This window comes from Streptomyces sp. HSG2 (genome assembly GCF_016598575.1).
GTDB lineage: Bacteria > Actinomycetota > Actinomycetes > Streptomycetales > Streptomycetaceae > Streptomyces.
The window spans coordinates 3,213,540-3,238,803 of record NZ_CP066801.1; the positions used below are offsets into that span (position 1 = coordinate 3,213,540).

Here is a 25,264-nt window from a genome sequence, read left to right on the forward strand (position 1 = left end):
GGACCATGTCGTGACCGGCGGGAGGCCGAAGCGGGCTCCGAGGTCGGTTCGCCCTGGCGCTCTGAGAGGATCTGTGCCGTGAGTGACGCACCCGCACCCGGCGATGTCCGTGTCCGCCTCGATCTGTCCTACGACGGTTCCGCCTTCCACGGCTGGGCCAGGCAGGCCGGCGGGAGGCGCACCGTACAGGGGGAGATCGAGGACGCCCTGCGCACCGTCACCCGATCCGCCCGGGCGTACGAGTTGACCGTCGCCGGCCGCACGGACGCGGGGGTGCACGCCCGCGGGCAGGTCGCCCACGTCGACCTGCCCGCGGAGGTCTGGGCGGAGCACCGCGGCAGGCTCGTCAAGCGGCTCGCGGGGAGGCTCCCCAGGGACGTGCGGGTATGGGCGCTCCGCGAGGCCCCCGCCGGGTTCGACGCGCGCTTTTCCGCCGTCTGGCGTCGCTACGCCTACCGCGTCACCGACAACCCCGGCGGTGTGGACCCCCTCCTGCGCGACCACGTGCTGTGGCACGCCTGGCCGCTGGACGTCGACGCGATGAACGAGGCGGCGAGCGGGTTGCTCGGCGAGCACGATTTCGCCGCGTACTGCAAGAAGCGCGAGGGCGCCACGACCATCCGGACGCTGCGTCGACTGAGCCTGGTTCGCGACGATGACGGCGTCGTGACGGCGACGGTCGTGGCCGACGCCTTCTGCCACAACATGGTCCGCTCGCTGATCGGCGCGCTGCTGTTCGTGGGGGACGGGCACCGCCCGTCGGACTGGCCGGGGCGGGTGCTGCGGGCCGGGGTGCGGGACTCGGCCGTGCACGTCGTGCGACCGCACGGACTGACCCTGGAGGAGGTCGGCTATCCGGCCGACGATCTGCTGGCCGAGCGGAGTCGGGAGGCCCGGAACCGGCGGACGCTGCCCCGGCCCGGTTGCTGCTGAATCGACGGGTCCGCCGACCCGGTGGGCCGGTGTCGAGGGCCCGTTCACTCATGGGTGCGGATCCTTTCCAGGGACGGTTGAGCTGGGGTTTCGCTGATCCGGGTGTGGGTGGGGTGGCACCCCCTCTACCGTGGCGGTAGAGGGGGTGCCGGATGGGCTCGTGGATCGGTGAGCTGGAGGAACGCCAGGCGGCGGTGCGGTTGCGGGTGGAGGAACTCGAGCGGGAGATGGCCGCGTTGAGTATTCGGCTGGAGGCCGAGCGGGGCCGGCTGGATCGGCTGACGGTGACGCGGGAGACTCTGGAGGAACTCGCGGCCGAGGGAGTGGCCCTCGAAATGGACCCGCCGCCGGCGGAGACCGAGCCGGTGGGCGGGGGCCGGGTGGTGGGGGTGCAGACCGTGACCTTCTGGCGGGAGGGGATGACCAGCGCGGATCTCCCGCCGGTCTACCGCGACATCGTGGACGTGATCGACGACGCGCCGGGGGCGGTGCAGGCGAAGCAGATCGTGCCCAGGATCGGGCTGCCCGCCCAGACCTCGAAGATCGAGGCGACGCGGTCGAAGCTGAAGCGGCTGGTCGAGCTGGGCTGGCTGGCCGAACAGGCGCCGGGGCAGTTCACCGTCTCGGCCCACCGGGCGGCGGCCGGCTCGGTCAGGTAGGTCAACTCCCGGTGTTCAAAGGGCCCTTCAGCAAGCACAGCGAACGGTCTGGGACCGCAGCCTTTTCAACGCCGAGATCGCCCGACGGCTACGGCACCCTCGCTACGGCCGACACGAGAACGACCGGTAAACCCCAGCTTTGCGGCGAGGCGCATCGAGCCGACGTTGGCGGTCTGGGTGGCGAGCACCACCGGCTCGCCGGGAAGGACGCCGTCGAACCAGTCGAGTGCCGCCGCGCACGCCTCGGCGGCGTATCCGAATCCCCATGCCCGCGGCAGGAACAGGTAACCGAGATCGGCCTTCCCCGCAGCAGCCGGGCGACGGTGCTCCGGTGCTCTCCTGAGCAGGATCTGGCCGATCATCGCTCCATCGAGATCGACGACGAAACTCCCCGGACACCGCCCGGGCGCCTCGGCCATCTCGCGTTCTAGCTCGTCACGCGGCCGGGAGCCGCCGAGGTAGGTGTGCACCTCCGGCGAGGCGTGCAACTCGATGAACGCCGCACGGTCTCGGGCCTCGGACCCACGGAGCACGAGCCTCTCGGTCCTGATCGGGGCAGGTGGCCAGGCGACGGGTCCAAGATCAGTCATGCCGGCCAGCCAATCAACAGACTCGGCAGCGATCAAGAGTCGCGGCTCTGGCACAGATCTTGGGGAATGGTCGCGGAGCCTCACTGAAGCAGCATCATCTTGCGGAGCAGTTCGAATCCAGCTCGTCCGCGAAAGTCTGTCGTTTGCCACCTTCGGCGCGTCCTTGTTTCGGCGAACCCGCCTCGTTCAGAAAGTCACTTGCCTCCCGTTCCCCTCTTGCGGTGAGATTTCCGACGTGACGCTTCACGAGGATGAGATCCCAGTCGGTATCGGCTGGGCGATGACCTGCTCGTGCGACTGCCACGAACTACCCAGAAGGGATATTCCTTGCGAAAAGAGCAGGAATGGCTTCCCCGCCTAGCGCCCTTCCTGTCATGCCCTATTCCCGAGCCCATCCATGCTGGGACCCCCACCGACGTCTTCCCGCTCGTCTGGTCGGTCTACCGCTGGATTGACGGCGACGAGGCCAGCCTGGATACCGTCCAGGACTGGGCCGCCTTCGGAGTCGACCTGGCGGCGATCGTGAGGGAACTCCACAGCGTCGACCTCATGGGAGCGACTCGCGTGGATGACCTCAGCTGGTACCGCGGAGGCAGCTTGGGGCCATGCAGCCAGTGGATCGCGAGGTGTCTCGACGATTGCCGAACCACTGTGGGTTCTGAACTCGACGTTGACTCCCTCGAACAGATGTGGAGGGCCGCGCTCACACTACCCGAGCCTTCCAGACCTCACGTGTGGCTCCACGGCGACCTCAAGCCGACCAACCTTTTGGTCCGGGAAGGCAAGCTCCACGCAGTCATCGACTTCGGAGGACTCTCGGTCGGCTTTCCCGACGCCGAGCACTCCACGCTCTGGGACCTGCCGACACAAGCACGGCAGGCCTACCGGGACACCTTGAACCTCGACGATGCGACCTGGGCCCGGGCCCGCGCCTGGGCGATCGCGGTGGGCGTCAGCGGCATCTCCTACTACTGGCACACCTTCCCCACCTTCGTCGCCGAGTGCCGAGCACGTCTTCGGGCAATCATCATCGACGCCGCTGCGTGTTGAGCGGTTTCCCATCGCGAAAACGCAAGATTGATCTGCACAACTCCTGCGCCGACCGCGCAGACAAAACCTTCATCCTGCTGGCCACGGCCACCTCCACATGCAGCCTCTTGCGGCACCGGACAGCCGGGGCGGGCAGCATCGACGACCTGGACGTTCCGCGCCATGGCGGGCTGCCGCGTCTGTTCGGCGAGGTGCGGGCGCCATCCACACTGCGATCGTTCGTGCTTGCCCTCACCTGGAGGCGCGTGCGCCAACTGAATTACAGCACAAAGGCGTTCACCTGCCGCCTGGCCGCCCGCGCCGGTCTGGTCCTGCGCGGGGACGAGGGTGCGTCCGTGGACATCGACTCCACGGCCTAGCAGGGCGCCTCGCTCGGCTACACCAAGCAGCGCGGGCGCACTTCCAGATCGTCGCCGTGAATTCCCCCACCCGCGCGCCGGTCATTGTGGCCACCAGTCCGCGCAAGGGCTCGGCCAACTCCGGCAAGTGCGCCGCCAGTCTGCTACGGGAGGCGCCGGCCACGGTCCGGGCCATGGGCATCACCGCAACGTCAAGTGAAGCCCGCAGCGTCGTTGGCACCGACCCGCGTGAGCCGGGTCAAGAAGGAGCCGAGCTCGTGCCTTGGAGGGTGGAGTCACGAGGTGTGGCAGGGCGAGGGGCGTCGACTGGGGGTATGGGTGAGGTACTGCGACGACTTCGTCGCCCTGTGCCCGACCGGGGAACGTGGCGAGAGTCAGTCTGCCTCGGCCGCGGCAGAGGCTTGGGCCTGACCGCGCTGGAGTATCTGCCGGAAGGTGAACTCGGCCAGGTCGTCGCCGGCCCGGAAGACCTCGGTGTCCTTCTCGGTCACGTCCGTGCCGTCGGTGAAACCGGCCAGGGTGAAGTAGGCGTACCTGCCATAGGAGTTGGCGGTCGACCGGCAGACGGCGCCGTTGCAGAAGTCTGCCACGCCGCCTCCGGACAGGGACCGCACGATGCTCTTGCCGTCCACCTCGCTCTTGGTCTTGGTGGCCTGTGCGGCGCTGTCGAACACCGCGACGCCGACGGTGACCGCCACGTCGTCCGCGGAGTAGGTGATCCGGATCAGGCGCGCGCAGTCGTTGGCGTCGAGGATCGCGGGCAGGTCGTTGCGCGCGGCGGAGGAGCAGGTGCGGGTGTCGGCGGTCGGCCCCTTGCGGTACACGACGTCGTCGACGGTGAGCTGGGTGCCGGGAAAGAGGCTGTCCGTGTCCAGTGGGGCCTTGTCCTTCGAGGCGCTGGCGACGAAGTCCTTCGGGTTCAGGGGCGGCGGAGCGCTGGTGGGGGCGAAGGAGGGGGCGGTGGCTCCGGCGCTCGGCAGGTCCGCGGCCGACGGCAGCCCGGTGGGGTCGCCGGTCGCGGTGTCGTCGCCGTCGGCCGACACGACGGCGAGTGCCACGGCGACGGCCACGCCGACGGTGGCCAGCGCGCCCCCCGCGACGAACAGCACCCGGCGCCGTTTCTGGCGGGTCTCGGACGCCTCGGCGAGCGCCGCCCAGTCCGGTGTCCGTCCGCCGTCGCCGCCCCAGGGCTGCTCGGTTTCCGGTTTCCAGGGATCCCAACGGGACTCGGGTCCCCCCTGCCCAAAGCTCATGCAGCGCATCTTAGACGGGTCGCCCTCCCGGTCCGTCCCTCCCAATCGGGGCCGGGAGCTGGGGTGTTCGACTCCGGTGGAGGTCGAACCAGGCATCCTGGGGCGGTCCGGGCGGTCCGGGCGGTCCGGGCGGTCCGCGCGTGCTCGGTCCGCGCGTGCTCGGGGCGGGGGCGCTAGGCGGAGGCGCGCCGGAGGGCGTGCGGAGTACACGCGTGAGTACCCGCACACGTGGTGGTCCGAGCGGCGGGGCACGCCTGGCGTGCCGTGATGCCCTCGTCGACGTCCCGCCGGGACCCGGAATCCCGCGTGGGCGCGGGGGAGGGGTGTTCGGCGTCCCGGCGTCGCGTTCGCCGGTGACAGCCGATGCGCGCGGGGCGGCCGGGGGGCGGCGCTCACTCGACGTCTTCGCGTGGTCACGGCGAGTGTGGGGGTGGTGCGGGCGTGGTGGCGGCGGTGCCGCCGCGTTTTGACCCGGTCCGGCCGCCCCGGTAGTCTGCTTGTTCGTTGTGTATTGGCTTGCTCATTCTCACGGGACGGGCCCTTACACCGGTCCACCGGGCCGATGACCAGCGATCGGCACGCGGTTTGCGTCACCGTGGTGCGGTCGAGGCTGTCGTGATCGTTTCGGTGACCTGTTCAGGACCATTCACTCGAAGCGAAGGCTACGAACCGTGCGTACGTACAGCCCCAAGCCCGGCGATGTGACGCGCCAGTGGCACGTCATCGACGCCCAGGACGTTGTCCTGGGGCGTCTCGCCTCCACCGCCGCCACGCTCCTGCGGGGCAAGCACAAGCCGATCTACGCGCCGCACGTCGACACCGGTGACTTCGTCATCATCGTCAACGCCGACAAGGTGCACCTGTCCGGCAACAAGCGCACCCAGAAGATGGCGTACCGCCACTCCGGCTACCCGGGCGGTCTGCGCTCCGTCCGCTACGACGAGCTGCTGGACAAGAATCCCGAGAAGGCCGTCGAGAAGGCCGTCAAGGGCATGCTCCCCAAGAACTCCCTGGGCCGTCAGATGCTCTCGAAGCTGAAGGTCTACAAGGGTGACCAGCACCCGCACGGCGCGCAGCAGCCGCAGCCGTACGAGATCACCCAGGTCGCGCAGTAAGTCCGGCCACCCCCAAGACCGAACAGAATTCCGAGGAGAATCGTGGCCGAGACCACTGCCGAGCAGCCGCTCGAAGAGCTTGACATCGACAGCTACACCACCGAGTCCGAGGTTCCCGTCGAGGGCGAGTACACCTCGGAGTCCATGGCCTCCCGCTTCGGCGAGGCGCAGCCGGCCGCCGGCCTGGGCCGCCGGAAGAACGCCATCGCCCGCGTCCGGATCATCCCGGGCACCGGCAAGTGGAAGATCAACGGCCGCACCCTCGAGGACTACTTCCCGAACAAGGTGCACCAGCAGGAAGTCAACGAGCCCTTCAAGGTGCTGGAGCTCGAGGACCGCTACGACGTGGTCGCCCGCATCGCCGGTGGCGGCGTCTCCGGCCAGGCAGGTGCCCTCCGTCTCGGTGTCGCCCGCGCCCTGAACGAGGCGGACGTCGACAACAACCGCGGCCCGCTGAAGAAGGCCGGCTTCCTCCGCCGCGACGACCGCGCGGTCGAGCGGAAGAAGGCCGGTCTCAAGAAGGCCCGCAAGGCTCCGCAGTACAGCAAGCGCTAGTCGACGCGCTCGCGCGTACTCCGAACGCCCCGGCGGCACGCCTGTGTGCCGCCGGGGCGTTTCGTCTATCGCCGTCGCCGGGCGTATAACCGGCGTCAGAGGCCCCATGGCCTGTGTGATCGTAGGGACGGGCGCCGGCCTGTGCCCGTGACCGGAAGCGGATGTGCGGGCCGCACCGCCGTCCGCTCCGGACGAAGCTTTCTCGGGAGGACAAGTGGGACGACTCTTCGGTACGGACGGTGTGCGCGGCGTCGCCAACGCGGACCTGACGGCCGAGATGGCGCTGGGTCTGTCGGTCGCGGCGGCGCACGTCTTGGCCGAGGCCGGCACCTTCGAGGGCCACCGGCCGACGGCGGTGGTCGGCCGCGACCCGCGGGCGTCGGGGGAGTTCCTGGAGGCGGCGGTAGTCGCGGGCCTGGCCAGCGCCGGCGTGGACGTGCTGCGGGTCGGGGTCCTGCCGACACCGGCGGTGGCCTACCTCACCGGTGCTCTCGGCGCCGACCTCGGCGTCATGCTCTCCGCCAGCCACAACGCCATGCCGGACAACGGAGTCAAGTTCTTCGCCCGCGGTGGACACAAGCTCGCCGACGAGTTGGAGAATCGCATCGAGGCGGTCTACGCCGAGCACCGCACCGGGGCCCCCTGGGACCGTCCGACCGGCGCCGGCGTGGGGCGGGTCCGGGAGTACGGCGAGGGGTTCGACCAGTACGTCGCCCATCTGATCGGCGTCCTGCCGGAGCGACTGGACGGCCTGCGGATCGTCCTCGACGAGGCGCACGGCGCCGCCGCCCGTGTCTCACCCGAGGCGTTCGCCCGGGCCGGGGCCGAGATCGTCACCATCGGCGCCGAACCGGACGGCCTCAACATCAACGACGGCTGCGGCTCCACTCACCTGGATCTCCTCAAGGCCGCCGTGGTCGAGCACGGCGCCGATCTCGGCATCGCCCACGACGGTGACGCCGACCGCTGCCTGGCGGTGGACCACACCGGCGCCGAGGTGGACGGTGACCAGATCCTCGCCGTGCTCGCCCTGGCGATGCGCGAGCGGTCGGCGCTGCGCCACGACACCGTCGTCGCCACCGTGATGTCCAACCTGGGCTTCACGCTCGCGATGGAGCGCGAGGGGGTCCGGGTGGTGCGGACCGCTGTCGGCGACCGGTATGTCATGGAACGACTGAAGGAGGGCGGCTTCGCCCTGGGGGGCGAGCAGTCCGGCCACGTCATCATCCTGGACCACGCCACCACCGGCGACGGCACGTTGACCGGCCTGATGCTGGCCGCCCGGGTCGCCCAGACCGGACGGAGCCTGCGGGACCTGGCCTCCGTCATGGAGCGGCTGCCCCAGGTCCTCGTCAACGTGTCCGACGTCGACCGGTCGCGGGTGGCGACTTCCGCCGAACTGGCCACCGCGGTCGCCGAGGCGGAGCGTGAACTCGGCGCCTCGGGGCGGGTGCTGCTGCGCCCCTCCGGCACCGAGCCCCTGGTCCGGGTGATGGTCGAGGCGCCCGACCTCGAACAGGCCCGTTCCGTCGCCGGCCGCCTCGCAGACTCGGTGAAGTCGGCCCTGGGCTGACGTCCGGCCCCTCGCCGCGAGGGGCCTCCTCGCCGGAGGGGCCCTCGCGGCGCTCAGAGCTTGCGCAGGCTGAGCCGCTGCACCTTGTGGTCGGGGCCCTTGCGGAGGATCAGCGTGGCGCGGCCTCGGGTCGGGGCCACGTTCTGCATGAGGTTCGGGTGGTTGATGGTCCGCCAAGTGGTGCGCGCGTACTCCAACGCCTCCTCCTCGGACACCTGGGTGTACCGACGGAAGTACGAGGACGGGTTCTGGAAGGCGGTCGCGCGCAGCTTCCGGAAGCGGCTGAGGTACCAGCGCTCGATGTCCTCGGGGCGGGCGTCGACGTACACGCTGAAGTCGAAGTAGTCGGCGAGCCCCACCCGGGTCCGGCCGTCCTTGCCCGGCTGCGCGGGCTGCAACACGTTGAGGCCCTCGACGATCAGGATGTCGGGCCGGCGCACCACGAGCTTCCGGCCGGGGACGATGTCGTAGATCAGGTGGGAGTAGACGGGGGCGGTCACCTCGTCCTTGCCCGCCTTGATGTCGGCGACGAAGCGGGTGAGGGCGCGGCGGTCGTAGGACTCGGGGAAGCCCTTGCGGGAGAGCAGGCCCCTGGCCTGGAGTTCCCGGGTGGGGAAGAGGAAGCCGTCGGTGGTGACCAGCTCCACGCGCGGGTGCTCCGGCCAGCGGGACAGCAGGGCCTGGAGCAGCCGCGCCACGGTGGACTTGCCGACGGCGACGGACCCGGCCACGCCTATCACGAACGGCGTTCCCGACTGGGAGCCCTGTTCGCCGAGGAAGGTGTTGAGCGCCGTCCTCAGTCCGGCGGTGGCCCCCACGTAGAGATTGAGCAGGCGGGACAACGGAAGGTAGATGTCCCGGACCTCGTCGAGGTCGATCACGTCGCCCAGGCCACGCAGCTTCTCGACCTCCTCGGCGCTCAGGGGCAGCGGGGTCTTCTCGCGCAGGGCGCTCCACTCCGCACGAGTGAGGTCGACGTAGGGGGTCGCCTCGGGCCGGTGCCGGGGGGCGCTCCGGGGGGTCGGGGAGGCGGAAGAGATCACATTCCATTGTTAACGGACTTCGGGAGCCTCGGCAGGTGGGGTGCGTCACGCCGGCGCCGGCCGGTCCGTTCCGCCCCGGTCGGGCTTCGACGGGCGACCGCTCGCGAGGGGGGCGGTCGGGTCGGTTCGTTCCGGAGTGGGAATTTCCGCATACGCGCAAGTGGTGACAGCCTGACCGCGGAACGTGATCGTAGGCTGGCGTTCATGTGCGGAATCGTGGGATATGTGGGGGCGCGATCGGCGCTCGATGTCGTGGTGGCGGGTCTGAGGCGGCTTGAGTACCGCGGCTACGACTCCGCCGGCGTCGCCGTGCTCGCGGACGGTCAGGTCGCCGCGGCCAAGCGCGCCGGCAAGCTGGTCAACCTCGACAAGGAACTCGCCGAGCGCCCGTTGCCCGCCGGCGCCGTCGGCATCGGTCACACCCGCTGGGCCACGCACGGTGCCCCCACCGACGCCAACGCCCACCCTCACCTGGACTCCGGCGGTCGGGTCGCCGTCGTGCACAACGGCATCATCGAGAACTTCGCCGCGCTGCGGGCCGAGTTGACCGCCCGCGGGCACGACCTGGCCTCGGAGACGGACACGGAGGTGGTCGCGTACCTCCTCGCCGAGGAGTCCTCCGCCGGTGCCGACCCGGCGGAGGCGATGCGCCTGGTGTGCCGGCGTCTGGCGGGGGCGTTCACCCTGGTGGCGGTGCACGCCGACGTACCGGACGTGGTGGTGGGGGCACGACGGAACTCACCGCTGGTCGTCGGCGTGGGCGAGGGCGAGGCCTTCCTCGCCTCCGACGTGGCCGCCTTCATCGCCCACACCCGGCACGCCGTGGAGCTGGGCCAGGACCAGGTGGTCGAGCTGCGCGCCGACGGCGCCACGGTGACCGGCTTCGACGGCGCGCCCGCCGAGACCCGGTCCTACCACGTCGACTGGGACGCCTCGGCGGCCGAGAAGGCGGGATTCGACCACTTCATGCTCAAGGAGATCGCCGAGCAGCCGAAGGCCGTCGCCGACACCCTCCTCGGCCGTGTCGACGACACCGGCTCGCTCTTCCTCGACGAGGTTCGCATCGCCGATGCCGAACTGCGCGAGACGGACAAGGTCGTCATCGTCGCCTGCGGCACCGCGTTCCACTCCGGGCTGATCGCCAAGTACGCCATCGAGCACTGGACGCGGGTTCCCTGCGAGGTCGAGTTGGCCAGCGAGTTCCGGTACCGCGACCCGATCCTGGACCACCGGACCCTGGTGATCGCCGTCTCCCAGTCGGGCGAGACCATGGACACCCTCATGGCGCTGCGTCACGCCCGCGAACAGGGCGCCAGGGTACTGGCGATCTGCAACACCAACGGCTCGACCATCCCCCGCGAGTCGGACGCCGTCCTGTACACCTACGCCGGACCCGAGACCGCCGTCGCCTCGACCAAGGCGTTCTTGACCCAGCTCGTCGCCTGCTACCTGGTCGCCCTCTACCTGGGGCAGGTGCGCGGCACCCAGTGGGGCGACGAGATCCGCGCGGTCGTGCGCGACCTGGCCAAGATCCCCGCGGCGCTGGAACGGGTCCTCGACACCATGGGCCCGGTGCGGGAGCTGGCCCGCTCGCTGGCCTCCAAGGACACCGTGCTCTTCCTCGGGCGGCACGTCGGCCACCCGGTGGCCCTCGAAGGCGCGCTCAAGCTCAAGGAGTTGGCCTACATGCACGCCGAGGGCTTCGCGGCCGGGGAACTCAAGCACGGGCCGATCGCCCTGATCGAAGACGACCTGCCGGTGGTCGTCGTCGTCCCGTCGCCTCGGGGCCGCTCGGTCCTGCACGACAAGATCGTCTCCAACATCCAGGAGATCCGGGCCCGCGGCGCCCGCACCATCGTGATCGCCGAGGAGGGCGACGAGGCGGTCGTCCCTTACGCCGACCACCTGATCCGCGTCCCGGCCACCCCCACCCTGCTGCAACCGCTGGTCGCCACCGTCCCGCTCCAGGTCTTCGCCTGCGAACTGGCCACCGCCCGGGGCAACGACGTGGACCAGCCGCGCAACCTCGCCAAGTCCGTGACGGTCGAGTAACCGCCGGGAAGGGGGCCGGCCGTAGGGTGCACGCCATGGGCATCATCGGGGTCGGCATCGACGTGGCGGAGATCGAGAGGTTCGGGGCGTCCCTGCGACGGACCCCGGCACTGGCCGACCGGCTCTTCCTGACGAGCGAACTGACGCTGCCGGACGGCGAGCGGCGCGGGGTCGCCTCGCTCGCCGCGCGCTTCGCCGCCAAGGAGGCGCTGGCCAAGGCGCTGGGCGCGCCGGCCGGTCTGCAGTGGACGGACGCCGAGGTCTGGGTCGAGGACGGCGGACGCCCCCGACTGCGCGTGACCGGCACGGTGGCGGCGCGCGCGGCGGAGCTGGGAGTGGTCACGTGGCATGTCTCGTTGAGCCACGACGCCGGCGTCGCCTCCGCCGTGGTGATCGCCGAGGGTTGACGCCGTGCCCGGCCACCGTTCACCGGAGACGACGGACGGCGGAGGAAGGCACGGCCCCGGGCGCCGTCGGCGGCGAAGCACGCGGCGACGGGGCCATGGAGGGGCCGGCCTCTCGCGGAGCAGGGGCGCCCTGGCGAAAGGGTGGTGTGCCACCGGGTGGCGTGACGCGCTCCGCGCCGGGCGGGGAAGACTCTGCCCCATGCGAACTGCTTACAGCGTGGAGACGGTCAGGGCGGTGGAGAGCGACGCGATGGCGGCGCTTCCCGAGGGGACGTTGATGTCGCGGGCCGCGGCCGGACTCGCCGCGGCCTGCGCCGACCTGCTCGGGCGGGTCTACGGGAGTCGGGTGGTGCTCCTGGTCGGCACCGGCGACAACGGCGGCGACGCCCTTCACGCCGGGGCCCGTCTGGCCCGTCGGGGCGCCGGGGTGACGGCCGTCCCGCTGCGTCCGGACCGCGTCCACCCCGGCGGGCTCGCCGCGCTGCTCCGCGCCGGCGGCACACTCACACCGCCGGCAGCGGCGACGGGGACGATCGAGCGTGCCGATCTGGTGCTGGACGGCATCGTGGGGATCGGGGGGAGCGGGGGGCTCCGCCCGGACGCGCGGGCGCCGGCCGAGGCCGTGGCCAGGTCCCGGGCGGCGGTCGTCGCCGTCGATCTGCCCAGCGGTGTCGACGCCGACACGGGGGAGGTGCCGGGAGCGGTGCTGTCGGCGGACCTGACGGTGACCTTCGGCGCGCACAAGCCCGGGCTGCTGATCGACCCCGGGCGCGGGCACGCCGGGACCGTCCGGCTCGTCGACATCGGGTTGAGGCTGCCCGCCGACCCGGTGCTGGAGGCGCTCCAGCACGCCGACGTGGCCGGGGTGCTCCCGGTGCCGGGCCACGACAGCGACAAGTACCGGCGCGGCGTGGTCGGTGTCGCGGCGGGCTCGGCGCGCTATCCGGGAGCGGCCGTGCTCGCCGTGGCCGGCGCGCTCCGAGCCGGCGCGGGCGCGGTGCGGTACGTCGGCCCCTCGGGGGGCGACGTGATCGCGCGTTTCCCGGAGACGCTCGTCTCGGATCGGGGTCCCAAGGGCGCGGGGCGGGTCCAGGCGTGGGTGGTGGGGCCCGGCCTCGGCGACGACCAGGACACGACCGCCGCCGTGGTCGCCGCCGACGTGCCGGTCCTGATCGACGCCGACGGTCTGCGGCTGGCGGACGTCGCGGCCGTGCGGGCGCGTACGGCGCCGACGCTGCTGACCCCGCACTGCGGGGAGGCCGCCGCGCTGCTCGGAGTGAGCCGGGGGAAGGTCGAGGCGGCGCGGCTGTCGGCCGCCCGCGAACTCGCCGCCCGCTACCGTGCGACCGTTCTGCTCAAGGGGTCCACCACGTTGGTCGCCGACCCGGGCGGCGGGCCGGTGCGGGTCAACGCCACCGGCACGCCCTGGCTGGCGACCGCCGGCAGTGGCGACGTCCTGTCCGGCCTCGCCGGCTCGCTGCTCGCGTCGGGCCTGTCCGCCCGTGACGCCGGCAGCGTCGCCGCCTACCTGCACGGCCTGGCGGGGCGCCGGGCGGCCCGAGGCGGTCCGATCGGGGCGCACGAGGTGGCGGAGGCGATCCCGGCGGCATGGCGCGACGTGCGGGGTGTCTGAGGCGCGCGGCCGTCCGACGAACCGGACGGCCCGCGGCGCGTGGGCGCGTGTGTGGGGCGCCGGCGCTCCGCCGGTGTCCGATGTCACGGCGCCGAGAAGGCGCGGTCCCCCCGGGCCTCTCTGCGACACTGATGCGCGATGAACGAGACTGCACTCCTGCGGACGCCCGCCCCGCGGGCCCGCGCCGAGATCGATCTGTCCGCGCTGCGAGCCAACGTGCGGACCCTGCGCGCCCTGGTGCCCGGCGCCCAGGTGATGGCCGTGGTCAAGGCCGACGGGTACGGCCACGGGGCCGCGCCCTGTGCCAGGGCGGCGGTCGCCGCCGGCGCGACCTGGGTCGGCACCGCCACGCCCGAGGAGGCTCTCGCGCTGCGGGCAAACGCCGGTCTGCCGCAGGACCTGCGGATCATGTGCTGGCTCTGGACGCCCGGTGGCCCGTGGCGCGAGGCGGTCGAGGCCGATCTGGACGTGTCGGTCAGCGGTCTGTGGGCGTTGACCGAGGTGGTCCGGGCCGCTCGGGACGCGGGCCGTACGGCCCGGGTGCAGCTCAAGGCGGACACCGGCCTCGGCCGCAACGGCTGTCAGCCCGGCGAGGACTGGGCCGCGCTGGTCCGGGCCGCCCGGCGGGCGGAGGCGGAGGGCGTGGTCAGGGTCACCGGGCTCTGGTCGCACTTCGCCTGCGCCGACGAACCCGGTCATCCGTCGATCGCCGCCCAGCTCGGTCTCTTCCGCCAGATGACGACGTACGCCGAGGAGCGCGGCGTACGGCCGGAGGTCCGACACATCGCCAACTCGCCGGCCGCGCTCACCCTCCCCGACGCGCGCTTCGACCTGGTCCGCGCGGGCATCGCCATGTACGGGATCTCGCCCAGCCCGGAGCTGGGCACGTCCGCCGACTTCGGGCTGCGGCCGGCGATGACGCTCTCCGCCTCGTTGGCTCTGGTCAAGCACGTACCCGGCGGTCACGGGGTGTCCTACGGGCACCGCTATACCACCTCCGGGCGGACCACCCTCGGTCTCGTCCCCCTGGGGTACGCCGACGGGGTCCCCCGGCACGCCTCCGCCGGGGGGCCGGTCCTGGTCGACGGCAAGTGGCGGACGGTCGCCGGCCGGATCGCCATGGACCAGTTCGTCGTCGATCTCGGAGGGGACGCCCCTCCTCCCGGCACGGAGGCGGTGTTGTTCGGGCCGGGGGATCGCGGGGAGCCGACGGCCGAGGACTGGGCCCGTGCGGCCGGCACCATCGGCTACGAGATCGTCACCCGCATCGGGAGCCGGGTGCCGCGCGTCTACGTGGGCGAGTGAGGCGCGGGCGCCGGCCGGTCGCGGGTGTTCCGACGGCGCGGCCGGTGCCGACGACCGGGGGCGGCGAGAAGAGGAGCGGCGGGTGAGCGAGGGCAGGGCGAGGTCCGCGGCGGTGTCCGCCGTCTCCGCCGCGGCGCACGGCGGGCGCCGTCGGGCGACCGGGGTCGTCGGCGCCGCCATAGGCGTCCTCGCCGCCGGCGCGGCGGCGGGGGTCGCGATAGAGCGGCTCGCCGTCGGCCGCGAGGTGCGCCGGCGGGCCCGCCTCGCGCTGGACTCGGCGGGCCCCTACGGCACCCTTCGCGGTGCCCCCGGCCGCGTGCGCGCGGACGACGGAGCCGAGCTGTACTACGAGGTCGACGACGTCGACCCGGAGATCGGCTCCGAGGATCGGCGGCGGCGCCTGTTCGGTGGCCGGTGTCCCGAGCCGGTCACGGTCGTCTTCAGCCATGGCTACTGTCTCCATCAGGACTCCTGGCACTTCCAGCGCGCCGCCTTGCGCGGAGTCGTGCGGACGGTGCACTGGGACCAGCGCGGCCACGGTCGATCGGGGCGGGGCGGCGCCGGGCCGGCCGAGCCGGTCAGCATCGACCGGCTCGGCCGGGACCTCGGGGCGGTGCTGGAGGCGGCCGTCCCCGAGGGTCCGATCGTGCTGGTCGGCCACTCCATGGGCGGCATGACGGTGATGGCCCTGGCGGACCTGTTCCCGGAGCTGATCCGCGACCGGGTGGTCGCGGTCGCCTTGGTCGGCACCTCCCCCGGACGACTGGGCGAGGTGAACTTCGGGCTGCCGGTGGCCGGGGTGAACGCCCTGCGCAAGGTGCTTCCCGGGGTCCTCAAGGCGCTCGGGCGGCGCGCGGACCTGGTGGAGAGGGGCCGGCGGGCGACCGCCGACCTGTTCGCCGGGATCGTCAAGCGCTACTCGTTCGCCTCCCGGGACGTCGACCCGGTCGTGGCGCGTTTCGCCGAGCGGATGATCGAGTCCACACCCGTCGACGTCGTCGCCGAGTACTACCCGGCCTTCGACGACCACGACAAGGCCGCGGCGCTGGCCCGCTTCGTCGGGCTGCCGGTGCTGGTCCTGGCCGGGGTGCACGACCTGGTCACCCCCAGCGAGCACAGCGAGGCCATCGCCCGGTCCCTGCCGGAGGCCGAGCTGGTGCTGGTGCCCGACGCCGGGCATCTCGTGATGCTGGAGCACCCGGACGCGGTCACCGACCGTCTCGCCGATCTGCTGGCCCGCGTGGGCGCGGCGCGTGCCGGGGCGCCGGCAGCGGATACCGTGGACGGCTATGGAGACACCGGCAGCACCGCACCGCCCCGCTGACCCGAGGCGTGCCGTCGAGATCACCGTCACCTCTCCGGAGCGGATGCGGGATCTGGGGCGCGCCCTGGCCCGACTGTTGCGCGCCGGGGATCTGGTGATGCTCTCCGGGGAACTGGGGGCGGGCAAGACGACGCTCACCCGGGGGTTGGGCGAGGGGCTGGGAGTGCGTGGCGCCGTGACCTCCCCCACCTTCGTGATCGCTCGCGCGCACCCGCCGCTCGGCGACGGTCCCGCGCTGGTCCACGTCGACGCCTACCGTCTGCCGGGGGGGCTGGACGAGATGGAGGACCTCGATCTGGACGTGTCGCTGCCGGAGTCGGTGGTCGTGGTGGAGTGGGGAGAGGGGAAGGTGGAGGAGCTGGCCGACGACCGACTCCACCTGACCATCGACCGCGCGGTCGGGGACACCTCCGACGAGCTGCGCCGGGTGACCCTCGTCGGGCTCGGCGCGCGTTGGGCCGGGGTGGACCTGGCCGGTCTCGCCGACTGACCTCCTCGCCCGAGCCTCTTTCCGTGAGCCCGAGCCCCCGCGGCGGTGCCCGCCGACTGCTTGACACCCCCGGTGGCCACGCAGAGTGCCGGCGTGCGCGCGAAGGGTGACCGACTGGATAGGGTGAGCGGCGGCCGGTCCGATCGGGGCCCGCCTTTCGACGGCGCCGGGAGGGCTCACCCATGACGACAGCGGACTCCGTGCACGATGCCGAGGAGATCGAGACCGTGCGGCGCCTCCTGCACCGCCTTCGGCAGGACGCCCGAGCCAAGGGGGTCCTCCTGGTCGACGGGAGTGGCGGGCTCCTGGGGGCCGCGGGCGAGGCCGAGCGGTACGACACGACCTCCCTCGCCGCGCTGACCGCGGGCAGTGTCGACGCCGTCGACGGGCCGGCCGAGCTGATCCGGGAGCGCGAGCTCTTGGTGATGTGCCACGAGGGGCGACGGGATCACCTCCACCTCTCGATCGTGGCGAACCGGGCCCTGCTGCTCGTCGCGTTCGACGAGCGTTCCTCCTCGGGCCTGGTCCGGCTCCGGGTGGAGAGGGCCGACTCGGATCTCGCCGGAGCCCTGCGGGCGATGTCCGAGCGGACCGGGCCCGCCGGTGGGGCCGCCATGCCCGAGATCACCGAGGGCGACCTCAGGGCGCTCCTCGGCGACTGACCCTCCCCCGGTGGGGGCGGGTCCGGGCCGGCCTGGAGGTCGCCGTGTGGTCGGGCGTCCGCGGGTCGACCCGTGTGGATCCCTCCGGGCGTGGCGCGGTCCGCCGGTATCCGGTGGGATCGGCGCCTTGCGGTTTTCCGACGGAACGTCGGGAACGTGTTGCCTTCGATGTGCCGCCCGTGGTCACATGGTGGCTCAGTCGTAGTTAGGTTTGCCTAACTACGTTGGCCGTCGATTCTCAGGAGGCGACATGTCCGGTCCCGGACCTCAGACCCCGCCCGCGGTGTCGATGGGCGAGTTGCTCGCGTCCTGTGCCGCCGCGAGAGCGGTCTCCACACCGCCGCGCGATGCGGAACAGCGCCGTCCGAGGCCGCCGCGGCCCGGACCGAGCGCGAGGGCCGCCTGACGACCCGACCGGGAGCCTCGCCGGGACCCGTTCAGCGGACGACGACGACCTGCTGACCGATCGTCGCGAACTGCCACATGGCCTCGCCGTCCGCTCGCGATTCGCGGATGCCACCGGTCCGCAGCCCCGGATCCGGCTTCGGAGTGGAGCCGTCCACCGCCGCGCTGAACCCGACGACCACGCCCTCGACGTCGGCGAACCGTACGACGTGTTCCACCGGGACGCCGTCGGAGCCGGTGACCCGGTTGGACCGGGACGTGACCGCGTACTCGCCCGGCGGCGGGTCGACCGTGCTCGGGACGACCCGGAACGTGCGCCGGGTCTTCCCGTTCGGCCCGACGAGCCACACCCGGTCGTCGTCGAGTGCGTACACCACGCGTTCGCCCGAGCCGGATTCGAGGGGCAGGGCGGTCGGGTCGGCGTCGGCCCGCCGGGCCGCGACCGCCGAGGGAGAGGCGGACGACTCCGGCTCGCGCAGCTCCGCCGGGACGTTCTCCGAGGCCCGGTGGCCGAGGAACCCGACGGTGGCCAGGGCCGCCGCGGTGAGCGCGACCACGGCCGCCGAACTGCTGCTTCCCACTGGCGACCACCTTGGTGTCGGACGTCCCTCCGGACGCCTCCTGCGGCGTTCCCCCTGTCTCGGCGACGGTAGCAGCAGCGGGCCGCGCGGACGTGGCGGCCGACAGAGGGCCCGGCGCGCCGTACGCTGTTCGTGTGCTCTTGCTCGCTCTGGATACCGCCACACCCGCCGTCTCCGTCGCCCTGCACGACGGCGCGGACGTCGTCGCCTCGTCGAGCCAGGTGGACGCCCGCCGCCACGGCGAACTGCTGCTGCCCGCGATCGACCGGCTGCTCGCCGAGACCGGTCTGACGCTCGACTCCGTCACCGACATCGTCGCGGGGGTGGGTCCGGGACCGTACACGGGGCTGCGCGTCGGCCTCATGACCGCCGAGACGTTCGGGCTGGCGCTCGGGGTGCCGGTCCACGGGCTGTGCACGCTGGACGGGCTGGCCCGCGCCGCCGACCTCGGCGGCCCCTTCGTCGTGGCGACCGACGCCCGACGCAAGGAGGTCTACTGGGCGCGCTACGCCGACTCCCGCACCCGGCTGACCGAACCGTCCGTCGATCGCCCCGCCGACATCGCCGAGCGGGTGGCCGGGCTGCCGGCCGTCGGCGCGGGCGCGCTGATGTATCCGGAGGTCTTCCCCCGGGCGCGCGAGCCCGAGCACGCCACCGCCGCGGCGCTGGCCCGGCTGGCCGCGGAGCGGCTGGCGGCCGGCGAGGCGCTTCCTCGACCCCGCCCGCTCTATCTGCGCCGGCCCGACGCGCGGGTCCCGCGCGACTACAAGGTGGTCACCCCCCGGTGACCGGGTCCGCCGTGCCGGCCGCCGTCGAGTTGCGCGAGATGCGCTGGTGGGACATCGACCCGGTGCTGTCGCTGGAGCGGGCGCTGTTCCCCGAGGACGCGTGGTCGCGAGGGATGTTCTGGTCCGAGCTGGCCCACGCCCGGGGGCCGGACGCCACCCGCGCCTATCTGGTCGCCGAGCACGCCGACCGGATCGTCGGCTACGCGGGCCTGGCCGCCTCCGGTGACCAGGGGGACGTGCAGACCATCGCGGTCGCCCGTGAGCATTGGGGAACGGGCCTCGGGTCCCGCCTGCTGACCCGCCTGCTCCGGGCCGCCGCCGATTTCGACTGTGGCGAAGTGCTGTTGGAATGCCGCGTCGACAACGCCCCCGCCCGGCGGCTGTACGAGCGCTTCGGCTTCGAGCACGTCGGCCTTCGCCGCGGCTACTACCAGCCGGGGAACGTGGACGCCCTGGTGATGCGCCTGACCGACCCCGCCACCTCCGCGGCGGGAACCGACCGAGGAACCGAGAAGCATGCCTGACGAACCCCTGGTGCTGGGGATCGAGACCTCCTGTGACGAGACCGGTGTCGGCGTCGTGCGCGGCACCACACTCCTCGCCGACGCGGTGGCCTCCAGTGTCGACGAACACGCGCGCTTCGGCGGTGTCGTGCCGGAGGTGGCCAGCCGCGCCCATCTGGAGGCGATGGTCCCCACCATCGAGCGCGCCCTCGCGGCGGCGGGCGTGCGCGCCCGGGACTTGGACGGCGTCGCCGTCACCGCGGGGCCGGGTCTGGCCGGGGCGCTCCTGGTCGGCGTGTCGGCCGCCAAGGCGTACGCCTACGCGCTCGGCAAGCCCCTCTACGGCGTCAATCACCTCGCCTCGCACATCTGCGTCGACCAGTTGGAACACGGCCCGCTGCCCGAGCCGACGATGGCGCTGTTGGTCTCCGGCGGGCACTCGTCGCTGCTGCTGTCCTCCGACATCACCTCCGACGTGCGGCCGATGGGCGCCACCATCGACGACGCGGCGGGCGAGGCCTTCGACAAGATCGCCCGGGTGCTGAACCTGGGTTTCCCCGGCGGCCCCGTCATCGACCGGTACGCGCGCGAGGGGGACCCGGCCGCCATCGCCTTCCCGCGCGGGCTGACCGGGCCGCGCGACCCCGCGTACGACTTCTCGTTCTCCGGGCTGAAGACCGCCGTGGCCCGGTGGATCGAGGCGCGGCGGGCGGCGGGGGAGGACGTGCCGGTGCGGGACGTGGCGGCCTCGTTCCAGGAGGCGGTCGTGGACGTGCTGACCCGCAAGGCGGTCCGTGCCTGCCGTGACCAGGGCGTCGACCACCTGATGGTCGGCGGTGGGGTGGCGGCGAACTCGCGACTGCGGGCGCTGGCGGCCGAGCGTTGTGAGGCCGCCGGCATCCGGCTGCGGGTGCCGCGGCCCAAGCTGTGCACCGACAACGGCGCCATGGTGGCCGCGTTGGGCGCCGAGATGGTCGCCCGGAATCGGCCCGCCTCGGCCTGGGACCTGTCGGCGGACTCCTCGCTGCCGGTCACCGATCCGCATGTGCCGGCACCCGAGGCCACCTCGCACGGCCACCGTCACAGCCACGCGATCGACGGGGAGAACCTGTACCGATGACCGTGGCGCTGATGTGGGAGGCGCGGGCCGTTCCCGGCCGGGGGGAGGATCTGCTGGCCTGGGTCCGCGCGCGGGAACTCGCCGCCCGGCCGGTGCGCCGGGAGACCTTCCGCGCCCCGGGGGACCGGGTCCTCGTCGTCACCTGGTGGGACGCCGCCTACGACGCCGAACTGCCGGAGTTGCCCGATCCGGACGCCTTCCTGGTCTCCAGGCCGGTGCACCGTTGGCGTTTCGAGTCGGTGGCCGAGGGCGAACCGGACGGCTCCCCGAGCGGCGAGGTCAGTGGAGCGGCCGTCCGATCAACATCGCCGGAGCCCCCGAGACCCGGGTGAGGAACACGGTCGCGGAGCGCGGCCCACGGGGTTTGACCAGGCGACGCAGCTCCTCCGGCTCGACCGCCGAGCCGCGCTTCTTGACGGTGAGCGTGCCCACCTCCCGCTCCCGCAGCAGCGCCTTGAGGCGTTTCACGTGGAACGGCAGCTGGTCGGTGATCTCGTACGCGGTGGCGTACGGGGTCGGTAGCGGCGCGTCCGCCGTGACGTAGGCGATCGTCGGGTCGATCAGGCCGCCCCCCACCGCCTCGGCGACCTCGGCGACCAGGTGGGCCCGGACGACGGCGCCGTCGGGTTCGTACAGGTAGCGTCCGGGAGTGCGGACCGGAGGGTCGGGCAGTCCCCGGCCGAGCAGGGTGCGGGGCCCGGGCAGCAGGGTGGCGCGGACCCTGCCCGGCGCGGTTCCGAACCACAGCACCGCCTCCTTGACGTCCCCGCCGTCGGAGATCCACTCGGCCTCCGCGTCCTCGGGGACCACCTCGTGCGGAATGCCGGGCGCCACCTTGAGCGCGGCGACCCGACGCGCCGCGCGGGCCGCGTCGATCGCCCAGGACAGGGGCGGCGAGTAGGCCTCGGGGTCGAAGATCCGCCCGCCCGAGCCCCGCCCGCCGCCCCGGCCCCCCTGGGCTCCGGAGCGGCGTGGTCCGGTCGACCGGCCGCCGCGTCGCGCCGGATCGACGAACACCGCGTCGCAGCCGCCGGTGTCCACCTCCGTGACGTCCGCCTCCCGCACGTCGACGAGGTCGCCCAGGCCCAGGATCTCGGCGTTGGCCCGGGCGACCGCCGCCGTCACCGGGTCCCGGTCCACGGCGACCACCCTGATGCCGGCGCGGGCCAGCGCCAGCGCGTCCCCGCCGATGCCGCAGCACAGGTCCGCGACCGAGGTCACCCCCATCTCGCGCAGGCGCCGGGCCCGGTGCGCGGCCACGCTCGCCCGCGTCGACTGCTCCACCCCGTTCGGGGTGAAGAACATGCGCCCCGCGTCATCGGCTCCGAACTTGGCCCTCGCCCGACGCCGCAGTCGGTCCTGGGCGAGCGCGGCGGACACCAGGTCGGCGGGGTGCTCGCGGCGCAGCCGCGTGGCTACGGCCAATTCCTCGGCGGGTTCGGTGCCGTGGACCTCTTCGAGGAGGTCTCGGCCTTCGGGGGTGCGCAGGGCTCGCAGGGTGTCCAGGTCGTTCACCTGGTCATTGTGGGCCAGTCGGGGGGCGGGGCGGGCGCCGTCGCGGTGTCGGGCGGGATTCCGGACCGGCCGCTGCGAGGATCCGCAGCCATGGAAGTAATCGTACAAAACTATAAAAAGAGGAACTCTCGGGCATGGTGCTCCCGGACCTCGGGCGGACTCGCTCTGCTGGCCGCCACCGCCCTGGTGGCGGGCTGTGTCGACGGATCGGGGGTCCCACCCGCCCCCGGCCAGCAGGCACTCCAGGCCCCCGCCGCGCGCGCCCTGGACGGCTACGCGACACGCCTGAAGGAGGCGTACACCGCCCGCGCCGCCGCCGCCCGACGCTGGGGGCTGCGCGGGGTCCCGTTGGTCGCCCCGCCCCCTCCGGAGGTGAAGCCCGTGATCACCACGCGCCCGGGGTTCGAGGTCGACCGGCATGCCGAACGCGGGCTCCCCCCGGTCTTCACCACCGTCCCGACCGAGGAGCGGATCGTGTTCCTCACCATCGACGACGGCGCGGAGAAGGACCCGGAGTTCCTGCGGATGACGAGCGAACTCGGCATCCCCTACACCGCCTTCCTCACCGACTACCTGGTCGAGGACGACTACGGATACTTCGCGCGGATGCGGGCCGGCGGGGTCACGTTGGACAACCACACGCTCACCCACCCCTTCCTGCCGGGTCTGGACCACGCCGGTCAGAAGGCCGAGATCTGCGGGATGCAGCGCGTGCTCGACGAGCGGTTCGGTGTCCGCCCCACCGTCTTCCGGCCGCCCTTCGGCAACTACGACGAGAACACCCTGCTCGCCGCGAAGAGCTGCGGCATCACCCACGTCCCCCTGTGGAACGAGGAGGTCTTCGTCGACCGTTGGGAGTACCGCGAGTGGGACCGGTCCATCCACCCGGGTGACATCGTCCTGAGCCACTTCCGGGGCCCGGACCAATGGCCGGGGACGATGGCCGACATGGTGCGCCGCTTCCTGGACAAGGTCACGGCCGAGGGCTACGCGGTGGCCCGACTGGAGGACTACCTCTAGCGGTCGACGCGCGGGACGAGAGGGGACGGATCCGGTCGACGCGCAGCCCTTTTGGCACTCCGCTTGACCGAGTGCTAATCGCGGTCATAGTCTCGGCTCTGGCACTCCCCGTTGGAGAGTGCCAACACAGCGACGGGCAGGTCCGGCACCCGCGACGACGGATCCACCTGGTCGCCACCCCAGACAGTCAACCCCGCGAGATCTCCGAAGGGGGAGGTCGGATCGTGACGACCGCCAGCACCAAGGTTGCCATCAAGCCGCTCGAGGACCGCATCGTGGTCCAGCCGCTGGACGCCGAGCAGACCACGGCCTCGGGCCTGGTCATTCCTGACACCGCCAAGGAGAAGCCCCAGGAGGGCGTCGTCCTTGCCGTGGGCCCCGGCCGCTTCGAGGAAGGCAACCGTCTTCCGCTCGACGTCTCCGTCGGCGACGTCGTGCTCTACAGCAAGTACGGCGGCACCGAGGTGAAGTACAACAACGAGGAGTACCTCGTCCTCTCGGCGCGCGACGTCCTCGCGATCGTCGAGAAGTAGTTCACCCCGAAGCACACCGCTTCCCGCTGCGCCCCTGGCACCCCGCGATCGATGAGTAGCCGGGAGCCCGGGGCGCAGCGTCGTTCAATCCAGATTCCGGAAGAGGGCTCACGCTCCCATGGCGAAGATCCTGAAGTTCGACGAGGACGCCCGTCGCGCCCTCGAGCGCGGCGTCAACAAGCTTGCCGACACCGTCAAGGTGACGATCGGCCCCAAGGGCCGCAACGTCGTCATCGACAAGAAGTTCGGCGCCCCCACCATCACCAACGACGGTGTCACGATCGCCCGCGAGGTCGAGGTCGAGGACCCCTACGAGAACCTCGGCGCGCAGCTGGTGAAGGAGGTGGCGACCAAGACCAACGACATCGCGGGCGACGGCACCACCACCGCCACCGTCCTGGCCCAGGCCCTGGTCCGCGAGGGCCTGCGGAACGTCGCGGCCGGCGCCTCCCCGGCGCTGCTGAAGAAGGGCATCGACGCGGCCGTCGCCGCCGTCTCCGAGGACCTCCTCGCCACCGCCCGCCCGATCGACGAGAAGTCCGACATCGCCGCCGTCGCCGCGCTGTCCGCCCAGGACCAGCAGGTCGGCGAGCTGATCGCCGAGGCGATGGACAAGGTCGGCAAGGACGGCGTCATCACCGTCGAGGAGTCCAACACCTTCGGTCTGGAGCTGGACTTCACCGAGGGCATGGCCTTCGACAAGGGCTACCTGTCGCCGTACTTCGTGACGGACCAGGAGCGCATGGAGGCCGTCCTGGAGGACGCCCAGATCCTGATCCACCAGGGCAAGATCTCCTCCATCGCGGACCTGCTGCCGCTCCTGGAGAAGATCATCCAGGCCAACGCCTCCAAGCCGCTGCTGATCATCGCCGAGGACGTCGAGGGCGAGGCCCTCTCCACCCTCGTCGTGAACAAGATCCGCGGCACCTTCAACGCCGTCGCGGTGAAGGCCCCCGGCTTCGGCGACCGCCGCAAGGCGATGCTCCAGGACATGGCCGTCCTCACCGGCGCCACCGTCATCTCCGAGGAGGTCGGCCTCAAGCTCGACCAGGTCGGTCTCGACGTGCTCGGCACCGCCCGCCGCATCACCGTCACCAAGGACGACACCACCATCGTCGACGGTGCCGGCAAGAAGGAGGACGTGGAGGGTCGCGTCTCCCAGATCAAGGCCGAGATCGAGGCCACGGACTCCGACTGGGACCGTGAGAAGCTCCAGGAGCGCCTCGCCAAGCTGGCCGGCGGAGTCTGCGTGATCAAGGTCGGCGCCGCCACCGAGGTGGAGCTGAAGGAGCGCAAGCACCGTCTGGAGGACGCCATCTCCGCGACCCGCGCCGCGGTCGAGGAGGGCATCGTCTCCGGTGGCGGCTCCGCCCTGGTGCACGCCTCCAAGGTGCTCGCCGACGGCCTCTCCAAGTCCGGCGACGAGGCCACCGGTGTCGCGGTCGTCCGCAACGCCGTCGTCGAGCCGCTCCGTTGGATCGCGGAGAACGCCGGCCTGGAGGGCTACGTCATCGTCTCCAAGGTCAAGGAGATGGACAAGGGCAGCGGCTACAACGCCGCCACCGGCGAGTACGGCGACCTGGTCAAGGCCGGTGTCATCGACCCGGTGAAGGTCACCCGCTCCGCCCTGGAGAACGCCGCCTCCATCGCCTCTCTCCTGCTCACGACCGAGACCCTGGTCGTCGAGAAGAAGGAAGAGGAAGAGCCGGCCGCCGCCGCGGGCCACGGCCACGCTCACTGAGCGTCGCCCGGCGCCGAGCGACGGTGCCCGGCACCCCCGCCCCGGGGGTGCCGGG

At 72.2% G+C, this 25,264-nt stretch carries 26 protein-coding genes; 21 read left to right on the forward strand and 5 right to left on the reverse strand.

The features are described 5' to 3' along the window. The first annotated feature begins 78 nt into the window (after window positions 1–78). Together truA and JEK78_RS13845 are read left to right on the forward strand one after the other, a co-directional pair. On the forward strand, window positions 79–933 hold the full coding sequence (gene truA / locus JEK78_RS13840) for a tRNA pseudouridine(38-40) synthase TruA (RefSeq protein WP_200258904.1): 855 nt from the start codon (window positions 79–81) through the stop codon (window positions 931–933). Window positions 934–1,085: 152 nt separating this feature from the next. Continuing rightward, window positions 1,086–1,592, forward strand: coding sequence for a hypothetical protein (locus JEK78_RS13845; protein WP_200258907.1), 507 nt, complete (start codon window positions 1,086–1,088; stop codon window positions 1,590–1,592). 65 nt (window positions 1,593–1,657) lie between these two features. Here JEK78_RS13845 and JEK78_RS13850 read toward each other — a convergent pair whose 3' ends face one another. After that, window positions 1,658–2,182, reverse strand: coding sequence for a GNAT family N-acetyltransferase (locus JEK78_RS13850; protein WP_200258909.1), 525 nt, complete (start codon window positions 2,180–2,182; stop codon window positions 1,658–1,660). A 291-nt stretch (window positions 2,183–2,473) separates the two neighbouring features. Between JEK78_RS13850 and JEK78_RS13855 the strand changes: the two genes are divergently transcribed. Next, complete coding sequence (locus tag JEK78_RS13855; RefSeq protein ID WP_347341186.1) at window positions 2,474–3,232, forward strand: phosphotransferase; 759 nt, start codon at window positions 2,474–2,476, stop codon at window positions 3,230–3,232. Further along, the gene (locus JEK78_RS13860; RefSeq protein ID WP_200258911.1) at window positions 3,229–3,591 is read left to right on the forward strand and encodes a hypothetical protein; all 363 of its coding nucleotides are present in this window, start codon (window positions 3,229–3,231) and stop codon (window positions 3,589–3,591) included. Before JEK78_RS13855 ends, JEK78_RS13860 begins: the two co-directional genes overlap by 4 nt. A 374-nt stretch (window positions 3,592–3,965) precedes the next feature. Here the strand turns inward: JEK78_RS13860 and JEK78_RS13865 are convergent, their stop codons facing one another. Continuing rightward, window positions 3,966–4,844 (reverse strand): hypothetical protein, encoded by an 879-nt coding sequence (locus JEK78_RS13865; protein ID WP_200258913.1) that lies wholly within the window; start codon window positions 4,842–4,844, stop codon window positions 3,966–3,968. Window positions 4,845–5,515: 671 nt separating this feature from the next. Between JEK78_RS13865 and rplM the strand changes: the two genes are divergently transcribed. The 3 genes from rplM (at window position 5,516) to glmM (ending at window position 8,087) form a co-directional block, all read left to right on the forward strand. Then, window positions 5,516–5,959 (forward strand): 50S ribosomal protein L13, encoded by a 444-nt coding sequence (rplM, locus tag JEK78_RS13870; protein ID WP_200258915.1) that lies wholly within the window; start codon window positions 5,516–5,518, stop codon window positions 5,957–5,959. 42 nt (window positions 5,960–6,001) lie between these two features. Then, a complete protein-coding gene (rpsI, locus tag JEK78_RS13875) occupies window positions 6,002–6,514 on the forward strand; it encodes a 30S ribosomal protein S9 (protein WP_200258917.1) in 513 nt (170 codons plus the stop codon). A 214-nt stretch (window positions 6,515–6,728) separates the two neighbouring features. Further along, window positions 6,729–8,087, forward strand: coding sequence for a phosphoglucosamine mutase (gene glmM, locus JEK78_RS13880; RefSeq protein WP_200258919.1), 1,359 nt, complete (start codon window positions 6,729–6,731; stop codon window positions 8,085–8,087). Between the two features lie 53 nt (window positions 8,088–8,140). On the opposite strand, the gene coaA is transcribed toward glmM, so the two are convergent. Next, window positions 8,141–9,130 carry a type I pantothenate kinase gene (gene coaA / locus JEK78_RS13885; RefSeq protein WP_200258920.1) on the reverse strand — a complete coding sequence of 330 codons (990 nt, stop codon included), beginning with the start codon at window positions 9,128–9,130 and terminating at the stop codon, window positions 8,141–8,143. A 204-nt stretch (window positions 9,131–9,334) separates the two neighbouring features. Between coaA and glmS the strand changes: the two genes are divergently transcribed. The 7 genes from glmS to JEK78_RS13920 all read left to right on the forward strand — a co-directional run bounded on the left by glmS (window position 9,335) and on the right by JEK78_RS13920 (window position 17,003). Next, window positions 9,335–11,182 carry a glutamine--fructose-6-phosphate transaminase (isomerizing) gene (gene glmS / locus JEK78_RS13890; RefSeq protein WP_200258923.1) on the forward strand — a complete coding sequence of 616 codons (1,848 nt, stop codon included), beginning with the start codon at window positions 9,335–9,337 and terminating at the stop codon, window positions 11,180–11,182. Between the two features lie 35 nt (window positions 11,183–11,217). After that, window positions 11,218–11,589, forward strand: a complete 372-nt coding sequence (locus JEK78_RS13895; protein WP_200258926.1) for a holo-ACP synthase — start codon at window positions 11,218–11,220, stop codon at window positions 11,587–11,589. 199 nt (window positions 11,590–11,788) lie between these two features. Next, the gene (locus JEK78_RS13900) at window positions 11,789–13,222 is read left to right on the forward strand and encodes an NAD(P)H-hydrate dehydratase (protein ID WP_200258929.1); all 1,434 of its coding nucleotides are present in this window, start codon (window positions 11,789–11,791) and stop codon (window positions 13,220–13,222) included. Window positions 13,223–13,360: 138 nt separating this feature from the next. Then, the gene (alr, locus tag JEK78_RS13905) at window positions 13,361–14,527 is read left to right on the forward strand and encodes an alanine racemase (RefSeq protein WP_200258931.1); all 1,167 of its coding nucleotides are present in this window, start codon (window positions 13,361–13,363) and stop codon (window positions 14,525–14,527) included. 82 nt (window positions 14,528–14,609) lie between these two features. Further along, a complete protein-coding gene (locus JEK78_RS13910) occupies window positions 14,610–15,851 on the forward strand; it encodes an alpha/beta hydrolase (RefSeq protein WP_200258933.1) in 1,242 nt (413 codons plus the stop codon). Further along, the gene (gene tsaE, locus JEK78_RS13915; protein ID WP_200258936.1) at window positions 15,817–16,341 is read left to right on the forward strand and encodes a tRNA (adenosine(37)-N6)-threonylcarbamoyltransferase complex ATPase subunit type 1 TsaE; all 525 of its coding nucleotides are present in this window, start codon (window positions 15,817–15,819) and stop codon (window positions 16,339–16,341) included. Before JEK78_RS13910 ends, tsaE begins: the two co-directional genes overlap by 35 nt. 182 nt (window positions 16,342–16,523) lie before the next feature. Continuing rightward, window positions 16,524–17,003 (forward strand): roadblock/LC7 domain-containing protein, encoded by a 480-nt coding sequence (locus tag JEK78_RS13920; protein WP_200258939.1) that lies wholly within the window; start codon window positions 16,524–16,526, stop codon window positions 17,001–17,003. A 437-nt stretch (window positions 17,004–17,440) separates the two neighbouring features. Here JEK78_RS13920 and JEK78_RS13925 read toward each other — a convergent pair whose 3' ends face one another. Continuing rightward, the gene (locus JEK78_RS13925) at window positions 17,441–17,989 is read right to left on the reverse strand and encodes a hypothetical protein (RefSeq protein ID WP_200258942.1); all 549 of its coding nucleotides are present in this window, start codon (window positions 17,987–17,989) and stop codon (window positions 17,441–17,443) included. 134 nt (window positions 17,990–18,123) lie between these two features. On the opposite strand from JEK78_RS13925, the gene tsaB reads away from it, so the two are divergent. The 4 genes from tsaB to JEK78_RS13945 are packed head-to-tail and all read left to right on the forward strand — an operon-like array spanning window position 18,124 to window position 20,732. Then, window positions 18,124–18,777 (forward strand): tRNA (adenosine(37)-N6)-threonylcarbamoyltransferase complex dimerization subunit type 1 TsaB, encoded by a 654-nt coding sequence (gene tsaB, locus JEK78_RS13930; protein WP_200258946.1) that lies wholly within the window; start codon window positions 18,124–18,126, stop codon window positions 18,775–18,777. A 38-nt stretch (window positions 18,778–18,815) separates the two neighbouring features. Continuing rightward, entirely contained in the window at window positions 18,816–19,301 is a 486-nt protein-coding gene (gene rimI / locus JEK78_RS13935; RefSeq protein WP_200264157.1) for a ribosomal protein S18-alanine N-acetyltransferase, read from the forward strand. Further along, entirely contained in the window at window positions 19,294–20,400 is a 1,107-nt protein-coding gene (gene tsaD / locus JEK78_RS13940) for a tRNA (adenosine(37)-N6)-threonylcarbamoyltransferase complex transferase subunit TsaD (RefSeq protein ID WP_200258949.1), read from the forward strand. The genes rimI and tsaD overlap by 8 nt, the downstream gene beginning before the upstream one ends. After that, a complete protein-coding gene (locus JEK78_RS13945; protein ID WP_242483069.1) occupies window positions 20,397–20,732 on the forward strand; it encodes a hypothetical protein in 336 nt (111 codons plus the stop codon). Before tsaD ends, JEK78_RS13945 begins: the two co-directional genes overlap by 4 nt. Here the strand turns inward: JEK78_RS13945 and JEK78_RS13950 are convergent. After that, on the reverse strand, window positions 20,680–21,906 hold the full coding sequence (locus JEK78_RS13950; protein ID WP_242483403.1) for a methyltransferase domain-containing protein: 1,227 nt from the start codon (window positions 21,904–21,906) through the stop codon (window positions 20,680–20,682). The two genes, JEK78_RS13945 and JEK78_RS13950, sit on opposite strands and share 53 nt — an antisense overlap. A gap of 99 nt (window positions 21,907–22,005) precedes the next feature. Here JEK78_RS13950 and JEK78_RS13955 point away from each other — a divergent pair, with 99 nt between their 5' ends. The 3 genes from JEK78_RS13955 (at window position 22,006) to groL (ending at window position 25,209) form a co-directional block, all read left to right on the forward strand. After that, entirely contained in the window at window positions 22,006–22,935 is a 930-nt protein-coding gene (locus JEK78_RS13955; RefSeq protein WP_200258967.1) for a polysaccharide deacetylase family protein, read from the forward strand. A gap of 224 nt (window positions 22,936–23,159) precedes the next feature. Then, window positions 23,160–23,468 (forward strand): co-chaperone GroES, encoded by a 309-nt coding sequence (groES, locus tag JEK78_RS13960; protein WP_200258969.1) that lies wholly within the window; start codon window positions 23,160–23,162, stop codon window positions 23,466–23,468. A gap of 118 nt (window positions 23,469–23,586) precedes the next feature. Further along, entirely contained in the window at window positions 23,587–25,209 is a 1,623-nt protein-coding gene (groL, locus tag JEK78_RS13965) for a chaperonin GroEL (RefSeq protein ID WP_200258970.1), read from the forward strand. Window positions 25,210–25,264 lie beyond the last annotated feature (55 nt).